Raw genomic sequence first — 23,473 nt, forward strand, 5'->3', positions numbered from 1 at the left:
GTCGTCCTCTTCTCGGTGGGCGGGGCCGGCAGGGGCCCCGCGGGGGCGGGCGTGCGGAGGGTGAGCCGGGGGTGAGCGGCGGGTCAGGCGCCCCGGCGGCGGGCGACGAGCCGTTCCGCCGCGAGGGTGACCAGGTAGAACGCGAGGCCGAGCAGGACGGCCCCGAGCACGAAGGCCCACGCGCGGGCGTAGGCGCTGTTCGCGGCGGCGGAGGTGATGCGGGTGCCGAGCCCGTTCTGCAGGCCGCCGAAGTACTCGGCGACGAGGCCCGCGATGACCCCCGTCGACGAGGCGATGCGCAGGCCCGTGAAGAGGAACGGCACGGCGCCGGGCACGGTCACGACACGCGCGAGCTGACCCGACGACGCCGCATACGCGCGCAGGAGGTCGCGGTGCACCGGCTGCACCTGCCGCAGCCCGCGCAGCGTGTTGACGAACACCGGCGCGAACACGACCACCGCCACGACCACCCTCCGCGGGGTCGTCGACGTGGTGCCGAACATCGTGTTGAGCGCGGGCGCCAGCGCGACGACCGGCATGACGGCCAGGGCCGCCGCCGTGGGCGAGACCACCGCGTCGACGAGCCGGCTGCGCGCCGCCACGACCGCCGCCACCACCGCGAGCGCCGCTCCGACCAGCATCCCGACGAGCACGTTCGTCCCGGTCGCGACCGACGCCTGCAGCACGAGCGGCGCGACCTCGACGAGCTCCGCGCCGATCGCCGTGGGGCTGGGCAGCAGGTACGGCTCGATCCCGGCGCCGACGACGAGCGCCTGCCACGCGGCGAGGAACGCCGCCCCGAGGAGCACCGGCGCGAGCCGGCGCCCCAGCACCCTGCCCGTCGCGGCACCCGTCGACGTGCGCGTCGCCGTGCCTGTCACCGTGCCCGTCACCGTGCCCGTCACCGTGCCCGTCACCGCAGGTCCACCCCGCGGGCGGACCCGGGCCCCGCGCCACGCGACCCCGCGTGCAGGGCCTCCCGCACCGCGGTCACCGCGTCGAAGAAGGCGCGGTCCTCGCGCAGGTCCTCCGTCCGGCTGTCCGTGGCGGCGAGCGCGACGGGCACCACCGCGCTGATGCGCCCGGGCCGCGGCGACATCACCACGACGCGGTCCGACAGGAACACCGCCTCGGGGATGGAGTGCGTGACGAACACGACCGCGGCACCGCTCTCCGCGCACAGGCGCACGAGCTCGGTCTGCATGCGCTCGCGCGTCATCTCGTCGAGCGCGCCGAACGGCTCGTCCATGAGCAGGAGGCTCGGCCGCTCCGCCAGGGCCCGTGCGATCGCCACCCGCTGCTGCATGCCCCCGGAGAGCTGGTGCGGGAAGTGCGCGGCGAAGTCCGTCAGCCCGACGAGTGCCAGCAGCTCCGCCGCCCGCGCCGCACGCTCCCGGCGCCCGACCCCGTGCAGCTCGAGCGGCAGCGCCACGTTCGCCGCGACGGTCCGCCACGGCAGCAGACCCGCCTGCTGGAAGGCGATGCCGTAGTCCTGCGCCTCCCGCGCCACCCGCGGGCTCTTCCCGAACACCGTCAGCTCGCCGGAGCTGGGGGTGTCCAGGTCGGCGACGAGCCGCAGCAGCGTCGACTTGCCGCAGCCGGACGGCCCGATGAGCGAGACGAACTCCCCCGCCGCCACGGTGAGGTGCACGTCCTGCAGCGCCGTCACGGTGCCGGCGCGGGTGGTGAACACCTTGCCGACGCCGACGGCGTGCACCGCCGCGGCGGGCGGCGTGTCCGCGTGCGAGCCGCCGGTCGCGGTGCTCGTCGCGGTGCTCGTCGCCGGGCCGGTCACCGAGCTCGTCGCCGGGCTCGTCGTGGGGCCCGTCGTGGAAACCGTCGTGGGGCCCGTCGTGGGGACGGGGACGCTCATGACACCTCCGCGTGGCGGTAGCGGCGCAGGCCGGCGCCCAGCAGCCCGACGACGCCGGCGGCCAGCAGGCCCAGCGCGGCGGCGCCGACGATCGCGGCCCAGGGCTTGGCGGGGTCGCCGGAGGCGGCCTGCGCGTAGCTGATGATCAGGCGGCCGATGCCGCCGCGGGTCCCGGTGGACACCTCGGCGACGATCGCGCCGACGACGGCCGTGGCCGCGGCCAGGCGCAGGGCCGGGAGCAGGTGGGGCACGGCCGCCGGCAGCCGCAGGGACAGCAGGGTCCGCCCCCAGCCGGCCGCCGAGGCCCGGAACAGCTCGACCTGCGCGTCGGTCGGGGACTTCAGCCCGCGCAGCGCCCCGACCGCGACGGGGAAGAACGCCAGGTAGGAGGCGATGAGGGCCACCGACATCCACCGCTCCCAGGCGAAGGCGCCGAGCTGCAGCCGCCCGCCCCACCCGACGACGAGCGGCGCCAGCGCCACGAGCGGCACGGTCTGCGACAGCACCACCCACGGCAGGACCGCGCTCTCGGCGAGCGACCAGCGCTGCATGAGCACCGCGAGCACCATCCCGCCGACGACGCCCAGCGCCCAGCCGACGAGGGAGACGCCGAGCGTGAACCAGGCGGCGTGCAACGTCGCGACCAGCACCGACGGGGCGCCGCTCGCCCCCGTCTCGGGCTCGAGCATCCGCGCGGCGACGTCCCACACGTGGGGCATGGCCACGTCGTCCGTGCGTGGGAGCACGCTGGCCTCGCCCAGGTGCAGGCCCGTGTCCGGGACGACGACCTTGACGAGCTCCCACAGCACCCCGGCCAGGAGCAGCGCGGCGAGGCCGACGAGCACCGGCCGCACCGCACGCGCGGCACGGCTCATCGCGTCGCCACCACGGCCTCGCGCATCGCGGGGATGACCCGCTCGCCGTACTGCCGCAGCGTCTCCTCCTTGTTGTCGTGCTGGAGGTACACCGCGAACTGGTCGACGCCGAGGTCCCGCAGCGCCTCGAGCCTCTCCACGTGCTCGCGCGGGCTGCCGAGCAGGCAGAACCGCTCGACGATCTCGTCGGGCACGAAGGAGGCGTGCGTGTTGCCGGCGCGGCCGTGCTGGTTGTAGTCGTACCCCTGCCGCGCGGCGACGTAGTCGGTCAGCGCCTGCGGCACGGGTGACGTGGTGCCGTAGCGCGACACGATCTCCGCGACGTGGTTGCCGACCATGCCGCCGAACCACCGGCACTGCTCGCGCATGTGCGCCCGCGCCGCCGGGGAGTCGCCGGCGCCGACGTACGCCGGCGCCGCGACGCAGAACTTCACGGCCATCGGGTCGCGGCCGGCCGCCTCGGCGGCGCCGCGCACCGCCGCGATCATCCACGCGGCGATGTCGGGGTCGGCGAGCTGGAGGATGAAGCCGTCCCCGACCTCGCCCGTCAGCTGCAGCGCCTTGGGCCCGTACGCCGCGACCCAGACGTCGAGGGCCGACCCCTCGCTCCACGGGAACCGCACGACGCGGCCGTTGTGCTCGACCTCGCGGCCGTTGGCGAGCTCGCGGATGACGTGCACGGAGTCGCGCAGCGCCTCGAGGTTCGACGGCTTCCCGGCCAGCGTCCGCACCGCGGAGTCGCCCCGGCCGATCCCGCAGATCGTGCGGTTGCCGTACATCTCGTTCAGCGTGGCGAACAGCGAGGCCAGGACCGTCCAGTCCCGCGTCGCCGGGTTGGTCACCATGGGCCCGACGACGACCTTCCGGGTCGCCGCGAGGATCGCGGAGTAGATGACGAACGGCTCCTGCCACAGCAGGTGGGAGTCGAACGTCCACACGTGGCTGAACCCGTGCGTCTCGGCCAGGCGCGCGAGCTCGACCGTGCGCGAGGCCGGGGGGTTGGTCTGCAGGACGGCGCCGAACTGCACGGCGGGCCTCCTCTCGTCGGGGGGAGCGGTCAGGGGCTGGACGCGTCAGACCAGGTACTGCGACAGCTCGCGCTTGACGTACCGCCCGTGCCCGGCGCGCCCGCGGAACTGCCCGTCCTCGACGAGCACCTCGCCGCGGGACATGACGAGGTCCACGTGGCCGTCGACCTCGAAGCCCTCCCAGGCCGAGTAGTCCATCTGCATGTGGTGGGTCTTCCCCAGGCCGATCGACGTGTGGCCCGCGGGGTCGTACACGACGACGTCCGCGTCGGCGCCCGGCGCGAGGACACCCTTGCGCCCGTACATGCCGAACATGCGCGCCGGCGTCGTCGAGCAGATCTCCACCCAGCGCTCGAGCGTGATCCGCCCGGTGACGACGCCCTGGTAGAGCAGGTCGAGGCGGTGCTCGACGGACCCGATGCCGTTGGGGATCTTCGAGAAGTCCCCGCGCCCCATCTCCTTCTGCGTCATGCAAAACGGGCAGTGGTCGGTGGACACGAGCTGGAGGTCGTTCGTCCGCAGGCTGCGCCACATGTGGTGCTGGTGGCCCTCGGCCCGGCTGCGCAGCGGCGTCGAGCAGACCCACTTGGAGCCCTCGAAGCCCGGCGCGCCGAGCTGCTCCTCCAGCGACAGGTAGAGGTACTGCGGGCACGTCTCGCCGAAGACGTTCTGGCCGCGGTCGCGGGCGATGGCGATCTGCTCGGCCGCCTGCTTGGCCGAGACGTGCACGACGTACAGCGGCGCGCCGGTGAGGTCGGCCAGCATGATCGCGCGGTGGGTGGCCTCGGCCTCGGCCTGCCAGGGCCGCGTGAGCCCGTGGAAGACGGGGTCCGTGTCGCCGCGGGCGACCGCCTGCTGCACCAGCAGGTCGATGACCGACCCGTTCTCCGCGTGCATCATGATCATCGAGCCGTTGTCCGCGGCCTTCTGCATGGCCTTGACGATCTGGCCGTCGTCGGACAGGAAGACGCCCTTGTAGGCCATGAACAGCTTGAAGCTGGTCACGCCCTCGGCGACGAGCTCGTCCATCGCCTGCAGGGACGAGTCCTGCACGTCGGACAGGATCTGGTGGAACCCGTAGTCGACGGCGCAGTGCCCGGCCGCCTTCTCGTGCCACGCCGCGTACTGCTCCAGCGGCTGCTCGCCGGCGTACTGCACGACGAAGTCGACGATCGTCGTCGTGCCGCCCCACGCCGCCGCCGTCGTGCCGGTCTCGAAGGTGTCGGAGGCGAAGGTGCCGCCGAACGGCATCTCCATGTGCGTGTGCGCGTCGATCCCGCCGGGGATGACGTACTTGCCCGTGGCGTCGACGACCCGGTCCACGCTCGCGGCCAGGTCGACGCCGAGCAGCGTCGAGCCCGGCGTGAGCAGCGCGACGATCGTCTCGCCGTCGACGAGGACGTCCGCGGCGCCGCGACCGGTGGCGTTGACCACCGTGCCGCCGGTGATGAGCGTCCTCACGGCGCCACGATCGGGCCGTAGGCGTCGGGCCGGCGGTCGCGGAAGAACTGCCACCGCTCGCGGACCGTGCGCACCTGCTCGAGGTCGAGGTCCCGGATGAGCAGCTCGCTCTCCGTCGACGACCCGATCTCGCCCACGTAGTTCCCGTCGGGGCCCACGGCGTAGGAGGAGCCGTAGAAGTTCACGGCTTCCGTGCCGTACTCGTTGTCCTCCAGCCCGACGCGGTTGTTGGCGACGATGAACACGCCGTTGGCGACGGCCGCCGCGGGCTGCTCGATCTCCCACAGGCGGTTGGAGACGCCGGGGGCCGTGGCGTTGGGGTTGAAGATGATCTCCGCGCCGTTGAGCGCGAGCACGCGCCAGCCCTCCGGGAAGTGCCGGTCGTAGCAGATGTTGACGCCGATCTTGCCCACGGCCGTGTCGAACACGGGGTACCCGAGGTTGCCGGGCCGGAAGTAGAACTTCTCCCAGAACTTGGGCAGGTGCGGGATGTGGTGCTTGCGGTACTTCCCCAGCACCGTGCCGTCCGCGTCGATGACGACCGCCGTGTTGTACAGGACGCCGGGCTGGTCCTCCTCGTAGATGGGCAGCACGACGACGAGGCCGAGCTCGGCCGCGAGCGCGGCGAACCGCTGCGTCGTCGGCCCCGGGACCGTCTCGGCGTAGTCGTAGTAGGCCGTGTCCTGCGTGATGCCGAAGTACGGCCCGTAGAACAGCTCCTGGAACGCGATGACCTGGGCACCCGCGGAGGCGGCCTCGCGGGCCCACCCCTCGTGCAGCGCGATCATCGACTCCTTGTCGCCGGTCCAGGTGGCCTGGGTGAACGCGACCCTCACAGTGCTCATGCGGCGCTCGTCCGTCCTTCTCGTCGGTGGCGGCGACCGGGCGTGCCCGGGGCTGAGGAATGTGACCCTGGGCCCTGAACATTTCTGCGGCGTTTCTCCCGGTTTCCGCCGTGCATCGGCCGGCGGTCCGCGTGTAAACACTTCGCGCACGTCCCCCTCCCGGGTGGCGCACGGGCACGATGGGCGCCGTGAGCACCACCGCGAGCCCGCCCGCGCCGTCGGGCGTGACCACCGTCATCCGGGGCGACGTCGGGAGTGACGTCGGGGGTGACGTCGGGGGCGGCGGCGTCGTCGACCTCGTCCGGCACGTGGAGGACCGCAGCCCCCGCGGCATCGCGGCGGCCGTCGCGCGCTGCGTCCGCGCGGGCGACCTGGCCGTCGGCGACCGCCTGCCCACGGTGCGCGAGCTGGCGCGGGCCCTGGGCGTCTCCCCCGCGACGGTGTCCGGCGCGTTCCGGGCGCTGTCCGCCGTCGGGCTCGTCGCCTCCCGCGGCCGCGCGGGCACCTTCGTGCTCGCCGAGCCCGCCGGGTGGCTGCCGCCGCGCTACCGGCGGATGGCCGCGGGCGCCCCCGCCCGGCTGGACCTGTCCCGCGGCACGCCCGACCCCGCCCTCCTCCCGGCGCTCGGCCCGGCCGTCGCGCGGGCGGCCGCGGCGGCACGGCCCGACGAGGCCGGCTCCTACCTCGACGCACCTCTCGTCCCGCGGCTGGAGGCGCTGCTGCGGGCGTCGTGGCCGTTCGCCCCGGACCGGCTGACCGTCGTCGACGGCGCCATGGACGCCATCGGGCGCACGCTCGAGGTCGTCGCCCGGTACGGCGCCCGGGTCGCGGTGGAGGAGCCGGGCTTCCCCCCGCTGTTCGACCTCCTGGACCAGCTCGGCCTCGAGCGGGTGCCGATGACGCTCGACCGCGCCGGGGTGCGGCCCGACGCGCTCGCCGCGGCCCTGGCCGCCGGCGCGGCCGCGGTGGTCCTGCAGCCCCGCGCGCACAACCCGACCGGGGTGAGCCTGACGACGACGCGGGCGCGCGAGCTCGCGGCGGTCGTCCGGCTCCACGCGGCGCGGGCGGCCTCCGACGAGGGTGCCCGCCAGCGGCGGGTGGTCGTCGTCGAGGACGACCACTCGGGCCAGATCGCCTCGTCGCGCGACGTCAGCCTGGGGGCGCACCTGCCCGCGCAGGTGGTGCACGTGCGGTCCTACTCCAAGTCGCACGGGCCCGACCTGCGGCTGGCGGCCGTCGGCGGGCCGGCGGCCGTCCTGGACGCGCTCGTCGGGCGCCGCATGCTGGGCCCGGGGTGGACGAGTCGGCTCCTGCAGCACACGCTCGTCGACCTGCTCACGGACGCCGACGCGCTCGACGCCGTGGCGGACGCCCGCCGCGTCTACTTCGCCCGGCAGCGGGCCCTGGTCGACGCGCTGGCCGCGCACGGGCTCGTCGTCACGCCCGGGGACGGCATCAACCTCTGGGTGCCGGTCCGCGACGAGGCCGCCGCGCTCGTCCACCTCGAGGCCGCCGGCGTCCGCGTGTCACCGGGGGCCCCGTACCGCGCGGGGCCGGGAGCCGGGGAGCCCCACGTGCGCGTGACCGTGGGCGCGCTGCGCGAGGGCACCGCCGAGGTGGCGGCCGCGCTGGCCCTCGCCGCCCGGGCGTGACCGCCCGGGGCGCCCCTCAGCAGCCGGCGGGGGCGTCCGGCTCGTAGCCGCGGATGGCGTCCACCTTGGCGGCGGACCCCGAGGTCGGGTCGAACCGGTAGCCCAGCCACTCGCGCACGAGACGCAGCGCGAGCTCCTGGCCGATGACGCGCTGCCCGAGGCACAGCACCTGCGCGTCGTTCGACAGGACCGCCCGCTCGACGGAGTAGCTGTCGTGGGCGGTCACGGCGCGCACGCCGGGGACCTTGTTCGCGGCGATCGCCACGCCCAGGCCCGTGCCGCACACGAGGACGGCACGGTCGGCCTGGCCGCCGGCGATGCGGCGCGCCGCCTCGGCGGCCACGTGCGGGTAGGCGGTGTGCTCGTCGGCCCCGACGCCGACGTCGGTCACGGCCGCCACCCGGTCGTCGCGCTCGAGCGCGTCCCGGATGAGGTCCTTGTAGGTCAGGCCGGCGTCGTCGCTGCCGACGACGACCCGCAGCGGCTGCGTCATGCGTCCTCCACGGTGCGGGGCGCCGTGTGCCGGGCGCACACGGCGGTGGCGACGAGCGCGAAGGAGACCGCGCCCGGGGTGCTGGTGGCCGCTCCGCCGGCGGGCGGCGGGTCCGCGTGCCGGGGGCCGTCCGCACGACGCCCCCGCGGGCGCAGGTGAGGAGGTGCCTGGCGACGGAGGCGCCGTCCGCGACGCCACGCGCGAGTGCGGACCACCGGGTGCTGAGCGTCACGCCTGGTGGCGGGGGCCTGCGCGGTAGGGTCCGGGGAGCACCGGCCGACCCGGCGCCGGGCGGGCCCGGACGGCGGACCGCAGGACCGGGACCACCCCACGCCCCGGCCGTGCCCCGCGCACGACCGGGCACGAGAGCGCGGAGCGGCCACCTTGAGCGTGACCATGCGTGACGTCGCGCTCCTCGCGCGCGTCTCCAACAAGACCGTGTCGAACGTGGTCAACGACCACCCCCACGTGCACCCGGAGACCCGGGCGCGCGTGCAGCGCGCGATCGCCGAGCTCGGCTACCGCCCGAACCTGTCGGCGCGCGGCCTGCGGTCGGGCCGGACCGGGGTCATCGGGCTGGCTGTCCCGGACCTGCGGCAGACGTACTTCGCCGAGCTGGCCGACGCCGTCCTCGCCGCCGCGGAGCGCCGCAACCTCGGCGTCATCGTCGGGCAGGTCGGCGTCGACCGGGAGCACGAGATCGCCGTGCTGGCCAACGGCCTGCGGCAGACGGACGGGCTCCTCTTCAGCCCCGAGAAGCTCGGCACGGAGGACCGCGGTCTGCTCGACGGCGTGGAGTACCCGCTCGTGCTGCTCGGCGAGCGCATCTTCGGCGGCCCGACGGACCACGTGACGATGCACAACGTGGAGGCCGCGCGGGCGGCGGTCGAGCACCTCGTCGGGCTGGGGCGCCGCCGCATCGCCGTCCTGGGCGCCCACCCGGACCACCGCTCCGGCCAGCTGCGCCCCTCCGACCTGCGCGTGCGCGGCTACCGCGAGGCGCTGGCCGCGGCCGGGCTGCCCGAGGACCCGCGGCTGGAGCGGGAGGTCGCCCCGTGGCTGCCCGAGGACGGCGCGGCCGCGACGCGCCGGCTGCTCGCCGAGGGCATCGAGGTCGACGCGATCTTCACGCTCAACGACACGCTCGCGGTGGGGGCGCTGAGGGCCCTCGGCGAGGCGGGGCGGCGCGTGCCCGAGGACGTGGCCGTCATCGGCTTCGACGACATCACGCTCGGCCGCTTCACCCTGCCGTCGCTGTCGAGCATCGACCCCGGGCGCGACGAGATCGCCGAGACGGCGGTCGCCATGCTCGTCGAGCGCATCGCCTGGGGCGCCGGCTCGGGTCACGCCCCCCGCCTGCACAAGGCGGCCTTCCGCGTCGTCGCGCGGGAGTCGACGGTCGGTCCCGGCGCGTCGGCCCACCCCGCCGGCACCGTCTGACCCGGACCCCTCCACCCCGTCGCGGCCGCGAGCCCGGCCGGGGACGATCCTGCGGGGTCGGCCCGGGAGGGCGCCGGGCAGGGGCCGCGCGCGGCGGGTCAGCCCCCCTATGGGGCCGGGGTCGGCGCGGACGCCCCGCGGCTCGCCGTCGCGGCCGCGACCGCGGCGTCGATGCGCTCCTGGACCCGGCGCTCGGACGTGCGGCGCCACCGCACGCGCACCACCACGACCAGCGCGACCAGGACGACGAGCAGCGCCTGCGTCCACGGCACCGCCCAGACGACCGCCTGCGCCCGGGCCGTCGGCGCGGACGACACCTGCTCGTCGTCCCCCACCGGGGTGGCCGCGACGGAGACGGTCGCGCGCGCCCGCAGCAGGCCCCACAGCGGCACGCGCACCTCCGCCTGCCGCACCTGCCCCGGCAGCAGCTCGCGCTCCGCGCCCCGCGCCTGCGACGGCAGGGCTCCCAGCGGGCCGGCGGCCGACACGCGTGCGTCGGCGCCGGCCCGGACGTTGCCCGTGTTGTGCAGCGTGTAGCCGACGACGACGGTCCCGGCGGCGAGGGGGGTTTCCACGACGGCTGCCACGTCGCGTGCACGTCCCGCGCCTCGACCCGGGCGAGGAGCTCGCCGGGGACGCGCAGGTGCAGCCGGACGCCGACGCGGGAGGCGACCTCGACCGCCTGGGGGGTCGACAGGACGACCTGCGCCACGACCCCCGCCGGGTGGTCGCCCGGCGTGGCGTCGGCGGGGACGGCGACGGTCACCGGGACGAGGAGGGTCGCGCCGGGTGCCAGCTCGACGGTGAGGGAGCCGTCGTCCTCGCGGGTCGCGCCAGGGACGTCGCCGAGGGCGACCCAGGCCCCGCCGTCGGTGGGCGCCTGCCCGCCGGGCAGGATGTCGAAGGCGCCGTCCGGGCCTGTGACCCCGTCGCTGGCGTACAGGCGGAAGACGGCCGCGTCGGGGCCGAAGCTCGTGACCGCCACCTGGTCCGCCACGGACTGCCCGGGCTCGACGGCGTGCCGGAGGGACGTGCGGCCGTCGGGGCCGTCGGCGCCGGCCGGGCGGACGGTCCAGGTGGTGCGCCGGCCCTCGTCGGGGGCGGTCGCGGCCTGCTCCTCCACACCCTCCGTGGCAGCGCCCGCCGTGGCGGTGGCCGCACCGGCCGTCAGCAGCTGGAGCGCGACGAGCCCCGCGACCACGAGGGTGCGCGGGCCGGTGCGGTTGCGGGTGCGCGTACGGGTCATCGTCGCCCCTCCCGTCCGACGGCTCTCGCGTCGGACGTTCCGTGGATCGTCGGGTCGGTCGTCGGCTCGATCGGCCGACCTCAGTCGACGGGGAACAGGGACACCGTCACCGCACCGGTGTAGGTGCCCGGGGCGGTGTCGACGGGGACCTCCAGCCGCAGCTCCGCCGTGGCGGTGACGGAGCCGGCACGGCCCTCCCCGTCGGCCTCGGCGAGGCGCTGCGGCGTCGCGAGGCCGGCACCGCCGCTGAGCAGCGTGGCGACGGGACGCCCGGCGGTGACGCCGTCACGGCCGTCCTGCAGCGCGGGCGTCCACCCCAGGTGCTCCGCGGTGATGGGCTCCCCCGCCCCGACGAGGGCCGAGGCCTGGCCGGACAGCGCCCAGCCGGAGCCGGCCGCCTGCTCGTCGGTGCGCGAGTCCGTCACGGTGATGCCGGGCAGCGCCCCGGCGGTCACCAGGCGGTCGCCGGCGTTGCGGACCTCCCCCAGCGTGACCCGCTCGCCGTACTCGGCCACGGTGAGCGACAGGAACCCGTCGGCCACTTGGGGCACCGTGGCGTCGATCGCGACGCCTCCGCCGTCCTCGGCCGTGGCCTCGCGGAAGAGGCGCGGCGCGAAGTCGGCCAGGGCGTGCTGCCAGGTGTCCCAGCCGTGCGGGCCCTCGAACCACCCGTCGAACTCGTGCCGCACGCCCAGCCGTTCGAAGACCTCGAAGGTGTTGACCACGGAGCCGTACGTGGAATCCGTGACGTTGCCGTTGTACAGCCGCAGCAGCGTCGTGCCCGCGTTGATGGCGTCGACGTCGAGGTCCGCGCCGTCGCCGGAGATGCCGGCCGAGAACGCCCCCACGTACCCGAACTCCCCGGGCCGCTGCGCCAGGACCCGCATCGTCTGGCCGCCACCCATCGACAGGCCTGCGAGCGCCCGGCGCGCCGGGTCGTCGCTGACGTGGAGCGCCGCCTCGGCCGCCGGCACGAGGTTCTCGAACAGCTCGGCGGTGAAGTCCGGGACGTTGCCGTTGCCCATCACCACGACCATCGGCTCGAGGTTCCCGTCCAGCGCGTGGTGGTCGAGGATGTTCTTCGCCTGGCCCATCTCCAGCCAGTCGGTGTACGACTGGCCGCCGCCGTGCTGCAGGAAGAACACGGGGTAGGGCTCGGCGCGCTCGGCGTCGTAGCCCGGAGGTGTCCACACGAGGGCCGTGCGCTCCTGGCCGGCGACCGCGCTGTCGTACGTCAGCTCCTGCACGGTGCCGCCCTGCCCCTCGGGCACGGGGGCGACGAGGCGGGCCGCGTCACCGGGCACGAAGAACTGGCTCCAGGCGGGCTCGCTCGTGACGCTCGTCGGGTTGCTCGTGTCCTTCGTCGGCACCATGTCGACGATGAGCCGGTAGTGGTACCAGCCGGCGTCCAGCGGGCCGACGGTGCCGCGCCAGCGATCCCCGGCCTTGCCGAGCTCGACCCGGGTCCACAGGTGGCTCGGCCCCCAGTTCGCCCAGACCGTGACGTGCTCCGCGTCGGCGAACTCGGTCGTCGTCTCGAAGGTGACGTACCCGTCCTCGCTGACGAACGGCGTCGGCGTGGTGCCCGGGGCCGGCGTCTCGAAGGGGCCGTCGATCGGCAGGTGCCCGGGGCTCATGCCGGCGGGCGGGACGTCGTCCCGGAACAGCCGCTGGGCGAAGTCGGCGAGGTTCTCCTGCCACGCGTCCCAGTTGTGCCCGGCGTCCGGGTTGGCACCGTCGAACTGGTGCTCCACGCCCAGCGCCCCGAGCCGCCCGAGCGCGTCCTCGACGTCGTTGTACGCGACGTCCGTGGGGTTCCCGACGTAGAGCCGCAGCAGGTCCGTGCCCGCATTGATCTCGCCGACGGGGAGGCTCTCGAGGTCCCCGAACCGGCCGGCGCCGAACGTCCCGACCGCGGCGAAGGCACCCGGGTCGGACCGCAGCACCTCGAACGCCTGGCCCCCGCCCATGGACAGCCCCGCGAGCGCACGGCGCGCCGGGTCGTCGCTGATGTTCAGTGCGGACTCCGCCGCCCGGGTGAGGTTGCGCAGCAGCTCGTCGGGGAAGCTGGGCACGTTGCCGTTGCCCATGACGACGACCATGGGCGCGATGCGGCCGTCGGCGGACAGGTTGTCGAGGATCTGGGCGGCGCGGCCCACCTCGACCCAGTCGCGGTAGCTCTGCCCGCCGCCGTGCTGGAGGTACAGCACGGGGTAGGGCTCGGCCCGGTCGGGGTCGTACCCCGGCGGCGTCCAGGCGAGGGCCCGGCGCTCCTCGCGGGCGACCGAGCTGTCGTAGCTCAGCTCGACGACCTCGCCCCGGGCGCCCTCCGGCGCGTCGGCCAGGAGCTCGGCCCCCTCGCCGGCGACGAGGAACGTGCTCCACTCCGGCTCGGACGCCACGGACGTCGGGTTCGTCGGGTCCTTGACGGTCAGGTGGTCGTCGGCCGTGATCTGGTAGTAGTACGCGCCCGGCTCGAGGGGTCCGAGGACGCCCGTGGCGGTGTCGCCGCGGAGGGTGAGCCCGAACTCGGCCCAGTTGGCGGAGGGCCCGAAGTTGCCCTTCGCGACGATCTGGCTGACGTCCTCGCCGACCGCCTCGCGCACCTCGTCCACCGGGATGGTGAAGCGTGCGAAGCCGTCCGCGTCGACGGTCAGCCACGGCGTGTCGGCGTGGGCCACGCCGGCGACGCCGACGACCCCCCCGAGGGCGATGGCGCACCCCGTCGCGGCGGCGACCGCCCGGCGGTGGCCCGCCGGACGGAGGCGTCTGCTGTGCATGACTGCTCCCACTCGATGACTCCTCTGCTCTGAGGTGCCCGCCGCCGGCCGCCACGCTCGGTGCGCAACCAGGTGCCGCGCCAGGCCGGCACCGCAAGCGGAGGTTGCACAGACGTACTACGTCGTACGGTGCTGACGTCCAGTTTTACGACGTCGTATGCTGCTCCTGCATCCTCTGCACGCCCGGTGGGGGTGTCAAGGGCGCGCAGCGGCGCGGGCCCTGCAGTGGGCAGCGCGGGTGGGAGGATCAGCCCATGGTGCGGATGGCCGACGTGGCGCGCGCCGCCGCGGTGTCGACCATGACGGTCTCGAACGTCGTCAACGGCCGTCCGGGGGTGGGCGACGAGACCCGCCTGCGGGTGCTGGCCGCCATCGACGAGCTGGGCTACGTCGTCGACGCCACCGCGCGGAGCCTGCGGACCGGGCGGACCGGCGCGATCGGCTTCGTGCTGCCCGAGCTGGACAGCCCCTACTACGCCCACCTGGCGGACCGCCTGTCGGACGGCGCCCGGCGCCGCGGCCGCCACCTGCTCCTCGAGCGGACGGGCGGCACGCGGGAACACGAGCTCGAGGCGCTGTCCTTCGGGCACCTGCGCCGGTACGACGGGGCCGTCGTCCACCTCGTGCGGCTGAAGGCCGCCGACCTCGCCCGGCTGCACCTGCAGACGCCGGTGGTCTTCCTCGGGGAGAGCCCCGTACCGGGCCGTTTCGAGCACGTGATGATGGACAACGTGAGCGGCAGCCGTGACGCCACCACCCACCTGCTGCGCACGGGCTCCCACCGGGTGGCGATGGTCGGGGGCCGGCACGAGGACACGCACGACATGGCCTCGCTGCGCACCCGCGGGTACCGGCAGGCGCACGACGACGTGGGGCGCGAGGTGGACCCCGCGCTCGTCGTCGAGGTAGCGCCCTACACCTGGGAGCAGGGCCACCGCGCCGTGCTGGCCCTGCACGAGCGCGGCGTCGCCTTCGACGCGGTCTTCTGCGTGACCGACGCCCTCGCCATGGGGGCGCTGCGGGCGCTGGCCGACCTGGGCCTGCGCGTGCCGGCCGACGTGCAGGTCGTCGGGTTCGACAACGGCCCCGAGACCGACTTCATGGTCCCGCGGCTCTCCTCGGTGGAGCCGGGCAACGCGGAGATGGCCGAGCTGGTCCTCGACCTGCTCGAGGCGCGCATCCAGGCCGGGGGGCCGGCGGGTCGGCTCCACCACCCGACGACCGCCGCCACCGCGCGGCTCGTCCTGCGCGAGAGCACGCGCTGACGGCCGACCGGTCCCCGGTCCCCGTCGTCGCAGGCGGCGGACGTGCGTCCACGGACCGCCGACGGCCGGCCGGGTCGGCGTCGGGGCGTGTGCGCCGACCTCCCCGGCGTGCCTAGGCTGTGCCCCGGAGCCCGGCCCCCTCTCTGGCCGGGTCGTGCCGGTCCTGCTTGGCCGGCCGCCACGGTGCGACGTGCACCGGCCCCGCCCGTCCGCGCACCCGCGGACGGACGCCCCGAGCGACGACGCCCGCCGCGCCCACGCGCGCCCGGCGGGTGCCGCTGCACGTCCCGGAGGACCTCCCCCATGCTCCCTGGTCGCCCCCGCGCGCACCGCACCGCGACGCCCCGGCGCCGCTCCCGCACCCTCGTGCCGGCCCTCGTCCCGGCCGCGGTGCCTGCCGTCGTGGCCGTGCTCGCCCTGGCCGGGTGCGCCTCGGGCGCCGCCGGCACCGGGCCCGGCGCGGCCCCGACGGCCGCCACGAGCACCGGGGCCACGGACGCCGGTACGCCGTCCGCCGCCGCGTTCCCCGTCACGGTGGACAACTGCGGCACGGAGGTCACCCTCGACGCCGCGCCGGAGCGGCTCGTCACCATCAAGTCCTCGACGACGGAGCTCGTCGTCGCGCTGGGGCTGGCCGACCGGGTCGTCGGGGCCGCGTTCCTCGACGGGCCCTACCCCCAGGACCTCGCCGACGAGGCGGCCGCCGTGCCCGTCGTGTCCGACGGAGTCCCCGGGCAGGAGGCCGTCCTGGCGCTCGAGCCCGACCTCGTCCTCGGGGGCTGGGAGTCGAACTTCTCCGCGGACGGCGCCGGCGAGCGCGACGCCCTGGCCGACCTCGGCATCGCCAGCTACGTCGCCGCCTCCGCCTGCAAGGGGCCGGCGTACCAGCCCGACCCGTTGACGTTCGGGACGGTGTTCGATGAGATCCGCCAGGTCGGCGCCGTCCTCGGCGTCCCGGACCGGGCCGAGGCGCTCGTGGAGGAGCAGGAGGCGGCGCTGGCGGAGGTGCCCGCGCTCGAGCCCGGGACCAGCGCCCTGTGGTACTCGTCCGGGTCCGACACCCCGTACGTCGGCGCGGGCATCGGGGCGCCGCAGATGATCATGGACGCCGTCGGCCTCGAGAACGTCTTCGCCGACGTGCACGACACCTGGACCAGCGCCGGCTGGGAGCAGGTCGTCGCCGCCGACCCGGACGTCGTCGTTCTCGTCGACGCGGCCTGGAACACCGCGGAGAGCAAGATCGCCGCGCTCGAGGCGAACCCCGCCACGGCCGCCCTCACCGCCGTGCGCGAGCGCCGGTACGTCACCGTGCCCTTCGCGGCGACGGAGGGCGGCGTGCGCAACGTCGAGGCGGCGGCGTCCATCGCGCAGCAGCTCGCCGACCTGGGGGTGGCGTCCGGCTCATGACGACGACGCAGCCCGCGCGCACGGACGGCCCCACCGGCGGTCGGTCCCGGGGCATCCCCGTCCCCGCCCGGCTGGACGCGTCCGGCGCGGGCCAGTACGACGACCGGCACGACGACCGGCACGACGGCCGGCACGACGGCCGGCACGACGACGGTCGGGGCACGACCGCGCGGCGCCGTGCACCGCTGACGCTGCTCGTCGGCGCGGGTGCGCTCGTCCTGCTGGCGAGCGTCCTCGTCGCCGTGACGCTCGGCGCGTCGGGGCTCGGCGTCGCCGAGGTGGTCCGGTCCGTCGGGACGCACGCCGGGCTCGACGTCGTGCCGCTCGACCGGCTGCAGGACGCGATCGTCTGGCAGATCCGCCTCCCCCGCGTGCTCACGGCGGCGGCCGTCGGGGCGGGGCTCGCGCTCGCCGGCGCGGTCATGCAGAGCCTGACCCGCAACCCGCTCGCCGACCCGTACCTGCTGGGGCTGTCGTCAGGGGCCTCCGTCGGCGCCGTCGCCGTGCTGCTGTTGGGGCTGGGCGTGCTGCTGCCGGTGGCGGCGTTCGTCGGGGCGCTGGCCGCGCTCCTGGCCTCGCTCGCGCTGGCGCGCACGGGGGCCGCGCTCAGCCCCGGCCGCGCCGTGCTCGCGGGGCTGGCGGTGTCGCAGCTGTGCGCGGCGCTGACCTCGTTCGTCATCTTCTGGACCGCGCAGGGCGACTCCTACCGGGAGATCCTCACCTGGCTCATGGGCTCGCTCGCCGGCGCGCACTGGTCGTCGGTCGGCATCGCCGGCCTGGCCGTGCTCGTCGTGGGCACGGTGCTCGTCGCCGCCGCCGGACGGCTCGACGCCTTCGCGTTCGGCGACACGGCCGCGGCGGCCCTCGGCGTCGCGGTCGACCGCACCCGCTGGACCCTGCTCGTCCTCGTCGCCGTCCTGACGGGCTGCCTCGTGGCGGTCAGCGGGTCCATCGGCTTCGTCGGCCTCGTCGTGCCGCACGCGGTCGCGACGCTCACCGGCCCGTCGCACCGGCGCCTGCTGCCCGTGGCCGCCCTGGCGGGCGCGGTCGTCCTCGTCTGGGCCGACACCCTCGCGCGCACGGTCTTCGAGCCGCGCGAGCTGCCCGTCGGCATCGTCACCGCCCTCATCGGCGTGCCCGTCTTCGCGGTGCTGATGCGCCGGGGACGGGGGCCGGCATGGGCCTGACCGATGGGCCCGCCCTCCGCGTCGAGGGCCTGCACCTCGCCGGCGTCGGCGCCCGGCTCGGCGGCCGCTGGGTGCTCGACGGGGTCGACGCCACGCCACCCCCCGGACGGCTCACCGGCCTGCTCGGCCCGAACGGCGCCGGCAAGAGCACCCTGCTGCGGCTGCTCGCCGGGCTGCGGGCGCCGGACGCGGGCGCGGTCCTCGTCGACGTGCTCGACGAGCGCACCGCCGACGGCCCCAGCGCCGAGCGCCACGACGTCGCCCGGCTGCCCCGCCGCCGCCGCGCCCGCGCCGTGGCCCTGCTGGAGCAGGAGTCGACCTCGGCCGTCCCCTTCACCGTCACCGAGGTCGTCGCGCTCGGCCGGATCCCCCACCGCGGCGCGAGCGACGCGACCCGGGATGCGGCGGTCGTCGCCGCGTCGCTTGCCGCCGTCGACGCCGGCCACCTGGCCGACCGGCCCTGGTCGGCGCTGTCGGGCGGGGAGCGTCAGCGCGTGCACATCGCCCGGGCGCTGGCGCAGGAGCCCACGCTGCTCCTGCTCGACGAGCCCACCAACCACCTGGACGTGAGCGCGCAGCTCACGACGCTCGCGCTCGTGCGGGACCGCGGTACCACCGCGGTGGCGGCGCTGCACGACCTCAACCTCGCCGCTGCGTGGTGCGACCACGTGCTCGTCCTGTCGGAGGGTCGGCTCGTCGCGGCCGGACCGCCCGCGCAGGTGCTCACGCCGGAGCTGGTCGAAGCGGTGTGGGGCGTGCGCTGCGAGGTGCTCGTCCACCCGCGCACGGGCCGACCGGTGATCGCCTTCGACGGCCCCGCAGCAGGGACCGGCGGTCCGTCGTCGGCACCCGCGTCACGGCAGCAGCCGGCGGAGGTGCTGCGGTGAGGGTCACCGTGCTGTCGGGGGGCGTCGGCGGCGCCCGGTTCACCCGCGGCCTGCTGGCGCACCTGCGCGAGGTGGCCCCGGACGGCGCCGGCGGGACCACCGCCGAGGTCACCGTCGTGGCGAACACCGGCGACGACATGTGGCTGCACGGCGTCCGCGTCTGCCCCGACCTCGACACGCTCATGTACACCCTCGGCGGTGCCGTGCACGAGGGGCAGGGCTGGGGCCGCCGCGACGAGTCCTCGCGGGTCTCCGCCGACCTCGCGGCCTACGACGTCGGCTGGGAGTGGTTCACCCTCGGCGACCTCGACCTCGCCACGCACCTGGCCCGCACCCAGTGGCTGCGGGAGGGCCAGACGCTCTCGCAGGCGACCGAGCGGCTCTGCCGGCGGTGGTCCCCCGGCGCGCGCCTCCTGCCCATGGCGGACACGCCGGTCGAGACGCACGTGGAGCTCGAGGACGGCCGGCTCGTGCACTTCGAGGAGTGGTGGGTGCGGCACCGGGCCGCCCTGCCGGCGCGGCGCTTCGTCCAGGTCGGCCTGGAGGACGCCGTCGCGGCCCCGGGCGTCCTCGACGCGCTGACGACGGCCGACGTCGTCCTCCTGCCGCCGTCCAACCCGGTGGTCAGCATCGGGACGATCCTCGCGGTCCCCGGGATCCGCGACGCGCTCGCGACGACCGCGGCACCGGTCGTCGGCATCGCCCCGGTCGTCGGCGGCGCCCCGGTTCGCGGCATGGCCGACGCGTGCCTGCGGGCGACCGGCGTCGCGACCACGGCCGACGCCATCGCCCGCCACTACGGACGACGAGCAGCCCGGCGCGGTGACGACGCCCACGACCTCACTGACCGGGACGTCACCGACCGGTATCGCACGGACCGTGGCGTCACCGACCGAGGCGCTCGCCCCGCCGGCGTCCTCGACGGCTGGCTGGTCGACGAGCAGGACCGGGCCGCCGCCGAGTCGCTCGTCGACGAGGGCTGGCCGGTGACCGTCACCGGCACCCTCATGCGCGACGTGCCGACGACCGCGACCATCGCCGCACACGCGCTCGCCCTGGCCGACGAGGTCCGCCGCCGCACGCCCTGACGAGGGCCCGGCGCAGAAGTGCTCGAACACGCAGCCGCCCTGCCGGAGCAGCCCTCCGTCAGCGCCCGAGCCGCACGAGCACCTCCCGCGTGCGCGGCCCCAGCCCGTCGCGCTCCGCGAGCACCAGGTCCGCGTGCACGTCCACGTCGTGCCGCAGGCTCGACGTGACCGGGACGTCGTCCAGCACGACGTAGCCGAGCGCGGCGTGCGCCTGCGCCGAACCGCGCCCGAAACGGGTGGGCAGCGGGACGTCGGGCTCGGTCGACCACGCAGTGAGCAGGGTCGTCCCGGTCCCGGCCGCGTCGGGCACGAGCGCCCTGTCGTGCCCCGCCGCGAGCGCGAGCGCGTCCTCGAGGTCGGCAGGCCGCAGCCCCGGCAGGTCCCCGAGCAGCACCGCCACGGCCTCGGCCGGCGGAGCCAGCACGTCCGACCCGCGCGCCGCCGCAACCCCTGCCGCGACGGCAGCGTCCAACCTCGGCTCGGGACCAGCACCGGTGCCCGGACCTCCGTCGTGCAGAGGTTCCGGCACCACGGTCACCGGCACCGGCAGGTCGAGCCCGTCCAGCTCCGCGGCGACCGAGGCGTCCGGCGTGACCACGAGGACGGCCGCCACCCGGGGCGTCGTCGCGGCTGCCACGATCGTGTCGACCGCCATCGCGCGCACGAGGGCCGCGCGGTCCGCCTCGTCCCCGTCGACTGCGACCTCGAGCTCGCCGACGGGCCGCACGAGCCGCGACTTCCCCAGCGCAGCCGCCTTCACGGGGACCACCACGGCCCACCGCATCCCGTTCCCGGACGTCGTCACGCCGCTACCTCATCACGCCGTCGTCCACCTCGCCGTCGCGACCACGTCGGTCACCTGCTGCCTAGGAGCTCACCGTGCTCACCCTCTTCCTCCCCCTCCCCGGTCCGAGCCCGGCGACGAGCGACCCGTCGTCACGAGGCGTCCGTCCCGCGCGCGGAACTCGTACCGCGGCACCGGGCGAGCGCCACCACCGCCACCGCCGTGCCGCGCACGGGGCTCGGGCCGCAGCCGGGTGATGGTCACGTCGTGCGTGTGCACCTGGTGGTGATGGGGGGCGCAGAGCAGCACCCCGTTCTCGGCACTCGTCGGACCACCTCGGCTCCACCACCGGATGTGGTGCACCTCGCACCAGCGGGCGGGGGTGCTGCAGCCGGGCCAGGTGCACCGCTGGTCCCGCACGACCACCGCGCGGCGCAGCCCTCCGCAGTAGGCGCGCTGGTTGCGCCCGACGTCGAGCGGCGTGGAACCGGCACCGAGCACGAGACGCGACACCTCGGCGTCGCACAGCACGCGCGTCAGGTGCGACATCGGCACCGGCACCCCGTCCTCGTCGAGCACGGGCGGCAGGCCGCGGACGGCCGTGGCGACCGCCTCGGCCCGCGTGACGCACCCGGACCCCGTGACGGGGTCGTCTGAGGCAGGGCCGACGTGGTCCGACTCCGCTGCACGCCCGCGCTCCGCACTCCCGCTGCTCTCCGCCGCCATGGCCGTGCTCGCCGCGGCCCACGTGGACGCGTCCATCACGATCGTGACGTGGGGACGCACCTGGGCGGTCGATCCGCCGGCGGTCGGCGCGGCGAGGGCGGCGAGGGCGAGGCTCTCCAGCGCGTCGGCGCGCACCTGCTCGGACGACCGCTCCTCGTCCGGCACGCCGCCCACCAGCTCGAGCGCCCGCCGCAGGGCGTCGCCCGCGCGCGCGTCGAGCCGGCCCTTGACCACGGTGCCGCGATCGGTGTCGCTCAGGTGCAGGTAGCGGTCGCGGTGCTGAGCCTCGTACCGGTCCTGCACCACGACGGGGTCGAGCCGCGCGACGGCAGCAGCGAGGTGGCGCGCGAACGTGCGCGGATCGTGCTGCTCCGCCAGATCAGCCAGCGCCTCCTGGCCCTGCGGCGAGGTCAGCTCCGCCACGACCGCCGGAGCAGCGCCCGGGAGGACCTTGGCGACCTCGTCGAGATGGGGCGTGGGCACCCGGCCGGCCTCCACAGCGGCCGCGAACACCGGCACCAGCTCCACGGTCTCCGCCTGGGCGACGGCCTTCCGTCCGTTGGCCGTGCCGGTGCCCGACAGGCGCGACCACATCTCCCCGCCCGAACGGTCGGAGGGGCGCCGGGACGTGCCGGCCGCGGTCTCGGCCGCGAGCCACGCCGCGCGGGACACCTGGACCGCGCCCTCCAGCCCCTGCACGGCGAGCAGCACCGCCTTCCGTGCCTGCCCCTCCCAGCCTCGGCCGGCCGCCGCGGCGGCGCGCACCTGTGCCAGCAGGTCGCGCACCGTCGCGACCTGACCCAGCACCTCCTCGACCGCCGCCGAGCCGAGACCGGCGAGGGCGGGGGCGGTCGGACCGTCGGCGGGCGACCTGCGGGAAGCTGCAGCCCACCTGCCGGTCGTGCCCGTGGTGGGCGCGAGGACGACCCCCGACACATCCACCTCAGCACCTCCGGCCGGCCCTCTGGCCCGAGCCCTGCGCTCGAACACGTGTCGCAAAACTAGCCCGGCCGGCGCTCGATCGACAGCGCTCGATCGTGTGATCCTCCAGGTCAGGGCCCCGCGAGCCGTCCCCAGCCCCGGTTCTCGGCCACTCCCCTCCACAGAGCTGCGGCGTCGGACGACGGCGACAGCCGAGTGCGCCATCATGAGCCCATGACGTTGTGGCTGACCGGCGACGCCGACGCGGACCGCCTCCTCGAGGAGGACCCCTTCGCGCTCCTCGTCGGGATGCTGCTCGACCAGCAGGTGACGATGGAGTCCGCCTTCGCCGGGCCGGCGCGCATCGCCGCGCGCATGGGCGGGCTCGACGTCGGGCGCATCGCCGCGGCGGACCCCGAGAGGTTCGCGGCGCTGTGCGCGACGCCGCCGGCCGTGCACCGCTACCCCGGCTCCATGGCCGGGCGGATCCAGGCGGTGGCGGCCGCGGTGCGGGACGAGTACGACGGCGACGTGCGGCGGCTGTGGACGGACGGCGACCCCGACGGCCCGACGGTCCTGCGGCGGCTCAAGGCTCTCCCCGGCTTCGGCGACCAGAAGGCCCGCATCTTCCTGGCCCTGCTGGGCAAGCAGCGCGGCGTGCAGCCGACCGGCTGGCGCGAGGCCGCCGGCGCGTACGGCGAGGAGGGGTCGCGGCGCTCGATCGCCGACGTCACCGACGAGCGCAGCCTCGCCGAGGTGCGGGAGACGAAGCGGGCGGCGAAGGCGGCGGCCAAGGCGGCCCGCACCGCCTGAGTCCCGGCGTCAGGGCTGGAGCGCCTCCACCAGACCCGGCAGGTCCGCCACCGGCACGGCCAGGTCGAGGACGCCGTCGAAGGTGTGGACCTCGAGGACGCCGAGCCCCGGCGGCACCCCCCGGGTCGGCGACCCGCTCGTCGTCCGGCCCGTCGGCCGCACGGCGACGACGTCCGTCGTCACGGGGTGCCCGTGCCCCCGCAGCGCAGCGCCGCGCACCGGCAGCACGCGCAGGTAGCCCGGCGAGGGGTCGACGCGGCCCCGCCGCCACCGGCCGTCGAGCCCAGGCACGGTGCCGGCCGTCACGCGAAGCGCCGCCACGGGCCCGCGCTCGCGGGTCGGCCGAGCCGGACCGCCCGCCGATCGCGGCCCGCCGTCCCGCGACGCGCCCGCAGGCCGGGTCACCCCGCCTCCGTCGCCCGACGAGAGCCGCCGCCCCAGGCCCCGCACGACGAGGACCACCGCCGCGGCGACGAGCAGCACGAGCGCCGCGACGACCACGGCGTCGCCGGCGGCGCGGTCGCCACCCGGCGGCTGCGCCACCCGCACCGCCGCCAGCGACCCCGTGACGACCACCGCGAGCGCCGTCAGCAGGGCCACCCCCGCGACGACCACGGACCCCCGACGACGTCGCACCCCGGCATCGTGCCAGCCCGCCGCTGAGAGCGGCAGCCCGCCGAACCGACGCCGTCGACGTGCGTC

20 protein-coding genes are annotated in these 23,473 nt (G+C 76.0%); 8 read left to right on the top strand and 12 right to left on the bottom strand.

What is annotated here, in order from left to right:
- Nucleotides 1-83: 83 nt before the first annotated feature.
- The 6 genes from AC2TDM_RS11340 to AC2TDM_RS11365 form a co-directional block, all read right to left on the bottom strand.
- Nucleotides 84-917, bottom strand: a complete 834-nt coding sequence (locus tag AC2TDM_RS11340; protein WP_484634672.1) for an ABC transporter permease — start codon at nucleotides 915-917, stop codon at nucleotides 84-86.
- Entirely contained in the window at nucleotides 914-1,795 is an 882-nt protein-coding gene (locus AC2TDM_RS11345; protein ID WP_484636448.1) for an ABC transporter ATP-binding protein, read from the bottom strand. The genes AC2TDM_RS11340 and AC2TDM_RS11345 overlap by 4 nt, the downstream gene beginning before the upstream one ends.
- A gap of 74 nt (nucleotides 1,796-1,869) precedes the next feature.
- Nucleotides 1,870-2,748: an ABC transporter permease gene (locus tag AC2TDM_RS11350; RefSeq protein ID WP_090030067.1), complete on the bottom strand. Its 879-nt coding sequence runs from the start codon at nucleotides 2,746-2,748 to the stop codon at nucleotides 1,870-1,872.
- Nucleotides 2,745-3,776: a TIGR03842 family LLM class F420-dependent oxidoreductase gene (locus AC2TDM_RS11355; RefSeq protein ID WP_090030065.1), complete on the bottom strand. Its 1,032-nt coding sequence runs from the start codon at nucleotides 3,774-3,776 to the stop codon at nucleotides 2,745-2,747. Before AC2TDM_RS11355 ends, AC2TDM_RS11350 begins: the two co-directional genes overlap by 4 nt.
- A gap of 45 nt (nucleotides 3,777-3,821) precedes the next feature.
- A complete protein-coding gene (gene hydA, locus AC2TDM_RS11360; RefSeq protein WP_484634673.1) occupies nucleotides 3,822-5,237 on the bottom strand; it encodes a dihydropyrimidinase in 1,416 nt (471 codons plus the stop codon).
- Nucleotides 5,234-6,082 carry a nitrilase-related carbon-nitrogen hydrolase gene (locus tag AC2TDM_RS11365; protein ID WP_484634674.1) on the bottom strand — a complete coding sequence of 283 codons (849 nt, stop codon included), beginning with the start codon at nucleotides 6,080-6,082 and terminating at the stop codon, nucleotides 5,234-5,236. Before AC2TDM_RS11365 ends, hydA begins: the two co-directional genes overlap by 4 nt.
- A 188-nt stretch (nucleotides 6,083-6,270) precedes the next feature.
- On the opposite strand from AC2TDM_RS11365, the gene AC2TDM_RS11370 reads away from it, so the two are divergent.
- Complete coding sequence (locus AC2TDM_RS11370; protein ID WP_484634675.1) at nucleotides 6,271-7,734, top strand: aminotransferase class I/II-fold pyridoxal phosphate-dependent enzyme; 1,464 nt, start codon at nucleotides 6,271-6,273, stop codon at nucleotides 7,732-7,734.
- Nucleotides 7,735-7,750: 16 nt separating this feature from the next.
- Here AC2TDM_RS11370 and AC2TDM_RS11375 read toward each other — a convergent pair whose 3' ends face one another.
- Nucleotides 7,751-8,227, bottom strand: a complete 477-nt coding sequence (locus AC2TDM_RS11375) for a ribose-5-phosphate isomerase (protein ID WP_484634676.1) — start codon at nucleotides 8,225-8,227, stop codon at nucleotides 7,751-7,753.
- Between the two features lie 384 nt (nucleotides 8,228-8,611).
- On the opposite strand from AC2TDM_RS11375, the gene AC2TDM_RS11380 reads away from it, so the two are divergent.
- Nucleotides 8,612-9,667 (top strand): LacI family DNA-binding transcriptional regulator, encoded by a 1,056-nt coding sequence (locus AC2TDM_RS11380; RefSeq protein WP_484634677.1) that lies wholly within the window; start codon nucleotides 8,612-8,614, stop codon nucleotides 9,665-9,667.
- 107 nt (nucleotides 9,668-9,774) lie between these two features.
- Here AC2TDM_RS11380 and AC2TDM_RS11385 read toward each other — a convergent pair whose 3' ends face one another.
- Nucleotides 9,775-10,242 (bottom strand): hypothetical protein, encoded by a 468-nt coding sequence (locus AC2TDM_RS11385; protein WP_484634678.1) that lies wholly within the window; start codon nucleotides 10,240-10,242, stop codon nucleotides 9,775-9,777.
- A gap of 751 nt (nucleotides 10,243-10,993) precedes the next feature.
- Entirely contained in the window at nucleotides 10,994-13,693 is a 2,700-nt protein-coding gene (locus AC2TDM_RS11390) for an alpha/beta hydrolase (protein WP_484634679.1), read from the bottom strand.
- A 254-nt stretch (nucleotides 13,694-13,947) separates the two neighbouring features.
- Between AC2TDM_RS11390 and AC2TDM_RS11395 the strand changes: the two genes are divergently transcribed.
- The 5 genes from AC2TDM_RS11395 (at nucleotide 13,948) to cofD (ending at nucleotide 19,527) form a co-directional block, all read left to right on the top strand.
- Complete coding sequence (locus AC2TDM_RS11395) at nucleotides 13,948-14,958, top strand: LacI family DNA-binding transcriptional regulator (RefSeq protein WP_484634680.1); 1,011 nt, start codon at nucleotides 13,948-13,950, stop codon at nucleotides 14,956-14,958.
- A 303-nt stretch (nucleotides 14,959-15,261) separates the two neighbouring features.
- Nucleotides 15,262-16,365, top strand: a complete 1,104-nt coding sequence (locus AC2TDM_RS11400) for a putative F420-0 ABC transporter substrate-binding protein (protein WP_090030030.1) — start codon at nucleotides 15,262-15,264, stop codon at nucleotides 16,363-16,365.
- Nucleotides 16,362-17,552, top strand: a complete 1,191-nt coding sequence (locus AC2TDM_RS11405; RefSeq protein WP_484634681.1) for a putative F420-0 ABC transporter permease subunit — start codon at nucleotides 16,362-16,364, stop codon at nucleotides 17,550-17,552. Before AC2TDM_RS11400 ends, AC2TDM_RS11405 begins: the two co-directional genes overlap by 4 nt.
- A complete protein-coding gene (locus tag AC2TDM_RS11410; RefSeq protein ID WP_484634682.1) occupies nucleotides 17,543-18,439 on the top strand; it encodes an ATP-binding cassette domain-containing protein in 897 nt (298 codons plus the stop codon). The genes AC2TDM_RS11405 and AC2TDM_RS11410 overlap by 10 nt, the downstream gene beginning before the upstream one ends.
- Nucleotides 18,436-19,527 (top strand): 2-phospho-L-lactate transferase, encoded by a 1,092-nt coding sequence (cofD, locus tag AC2TDM_RS11415; RefSeq protein WP_484634683.1) that lies wholly within the window; start codon nucleotides 18,436-18,438, stop codon nucleotides 19,525-19,527. Before AC2TDM_RS11410 ends, cofD begins: the two co-directional genes overlap by 4 nt.
- A gap of 58 nt (nucleotides 19,528-19,585) precedes the next feature.
- On the opposite strand, the gene AC2TDM_RS11420 is transcribed toward cofD, so the two are convergent.
- Nucleotides 19,586-20,332: a CofC family guanylyltransferase gene (locus AC2TDM_RS11420; RefSeq protein ID WP_484634684.1), complete on the bottom strand. Its 747-nt coding sequence runs from the start codon at nucleotides 20,330-20,332 to the stop codon at nucleotides 19,586-19,588.
- Between the two features lie 78 nt (nucleotides 20,333-20,410).
- Nucleotides 20,411-21,979 (bottom strand): HNH endonuclease signature motif containing protein, encoded by a 1,569-nt coding sequence (locus AC2TDM_RS11425; RefSeq protein WP_484634685.1) that lies wholly within the window; start codon nucleotides 21,977-21,979, stop codon nucleotides 20,411-20,413.
- Nucleotides 21,980-22,192: 213 nt separating this feature from the next.
- On the opposite strand from AC2TDM_RS11425, the gene AC2TDM_RS11430 reads away from it, so the two are divergent.
- Nucleotides 22,193-22,771, top strand: coding sequence for an HhH-GPD-type base excision DNA repair protein (locus AC2TDM_RS11430; protein WP_484634686.1), 579 nt, complete (start codon nucleotides 22,193-22,195; stop codon nucleotides 22,769-22,771).
- A 9-nt stretch (nucleotides 22,772-22,780) separates the two neighbouring features.
- Here AC2TDM_RS11430 and AC2TDM_RS11435 read toward each other — a convergent pair whose 3' ends face one another.
- Nucleotides 22,781-23,407 carry a hypothetical protein gene (locus tag AC2TDM_RS11435; protein ID WP_484634687.1) on the bottom strand — a complete coding sequence of 209 codons (627 nt, stop codon included), beginning with the start codon at nucleotides 23,405-23,407 and terminating at the stop codon, nucleotides 22,781-22,783.
- Nucleotides 23,408-23,473: the final 66 nt, after the last annotated feature.

This window comes from Cellulomonas sp. plas2, assembly GCF_057221735.1.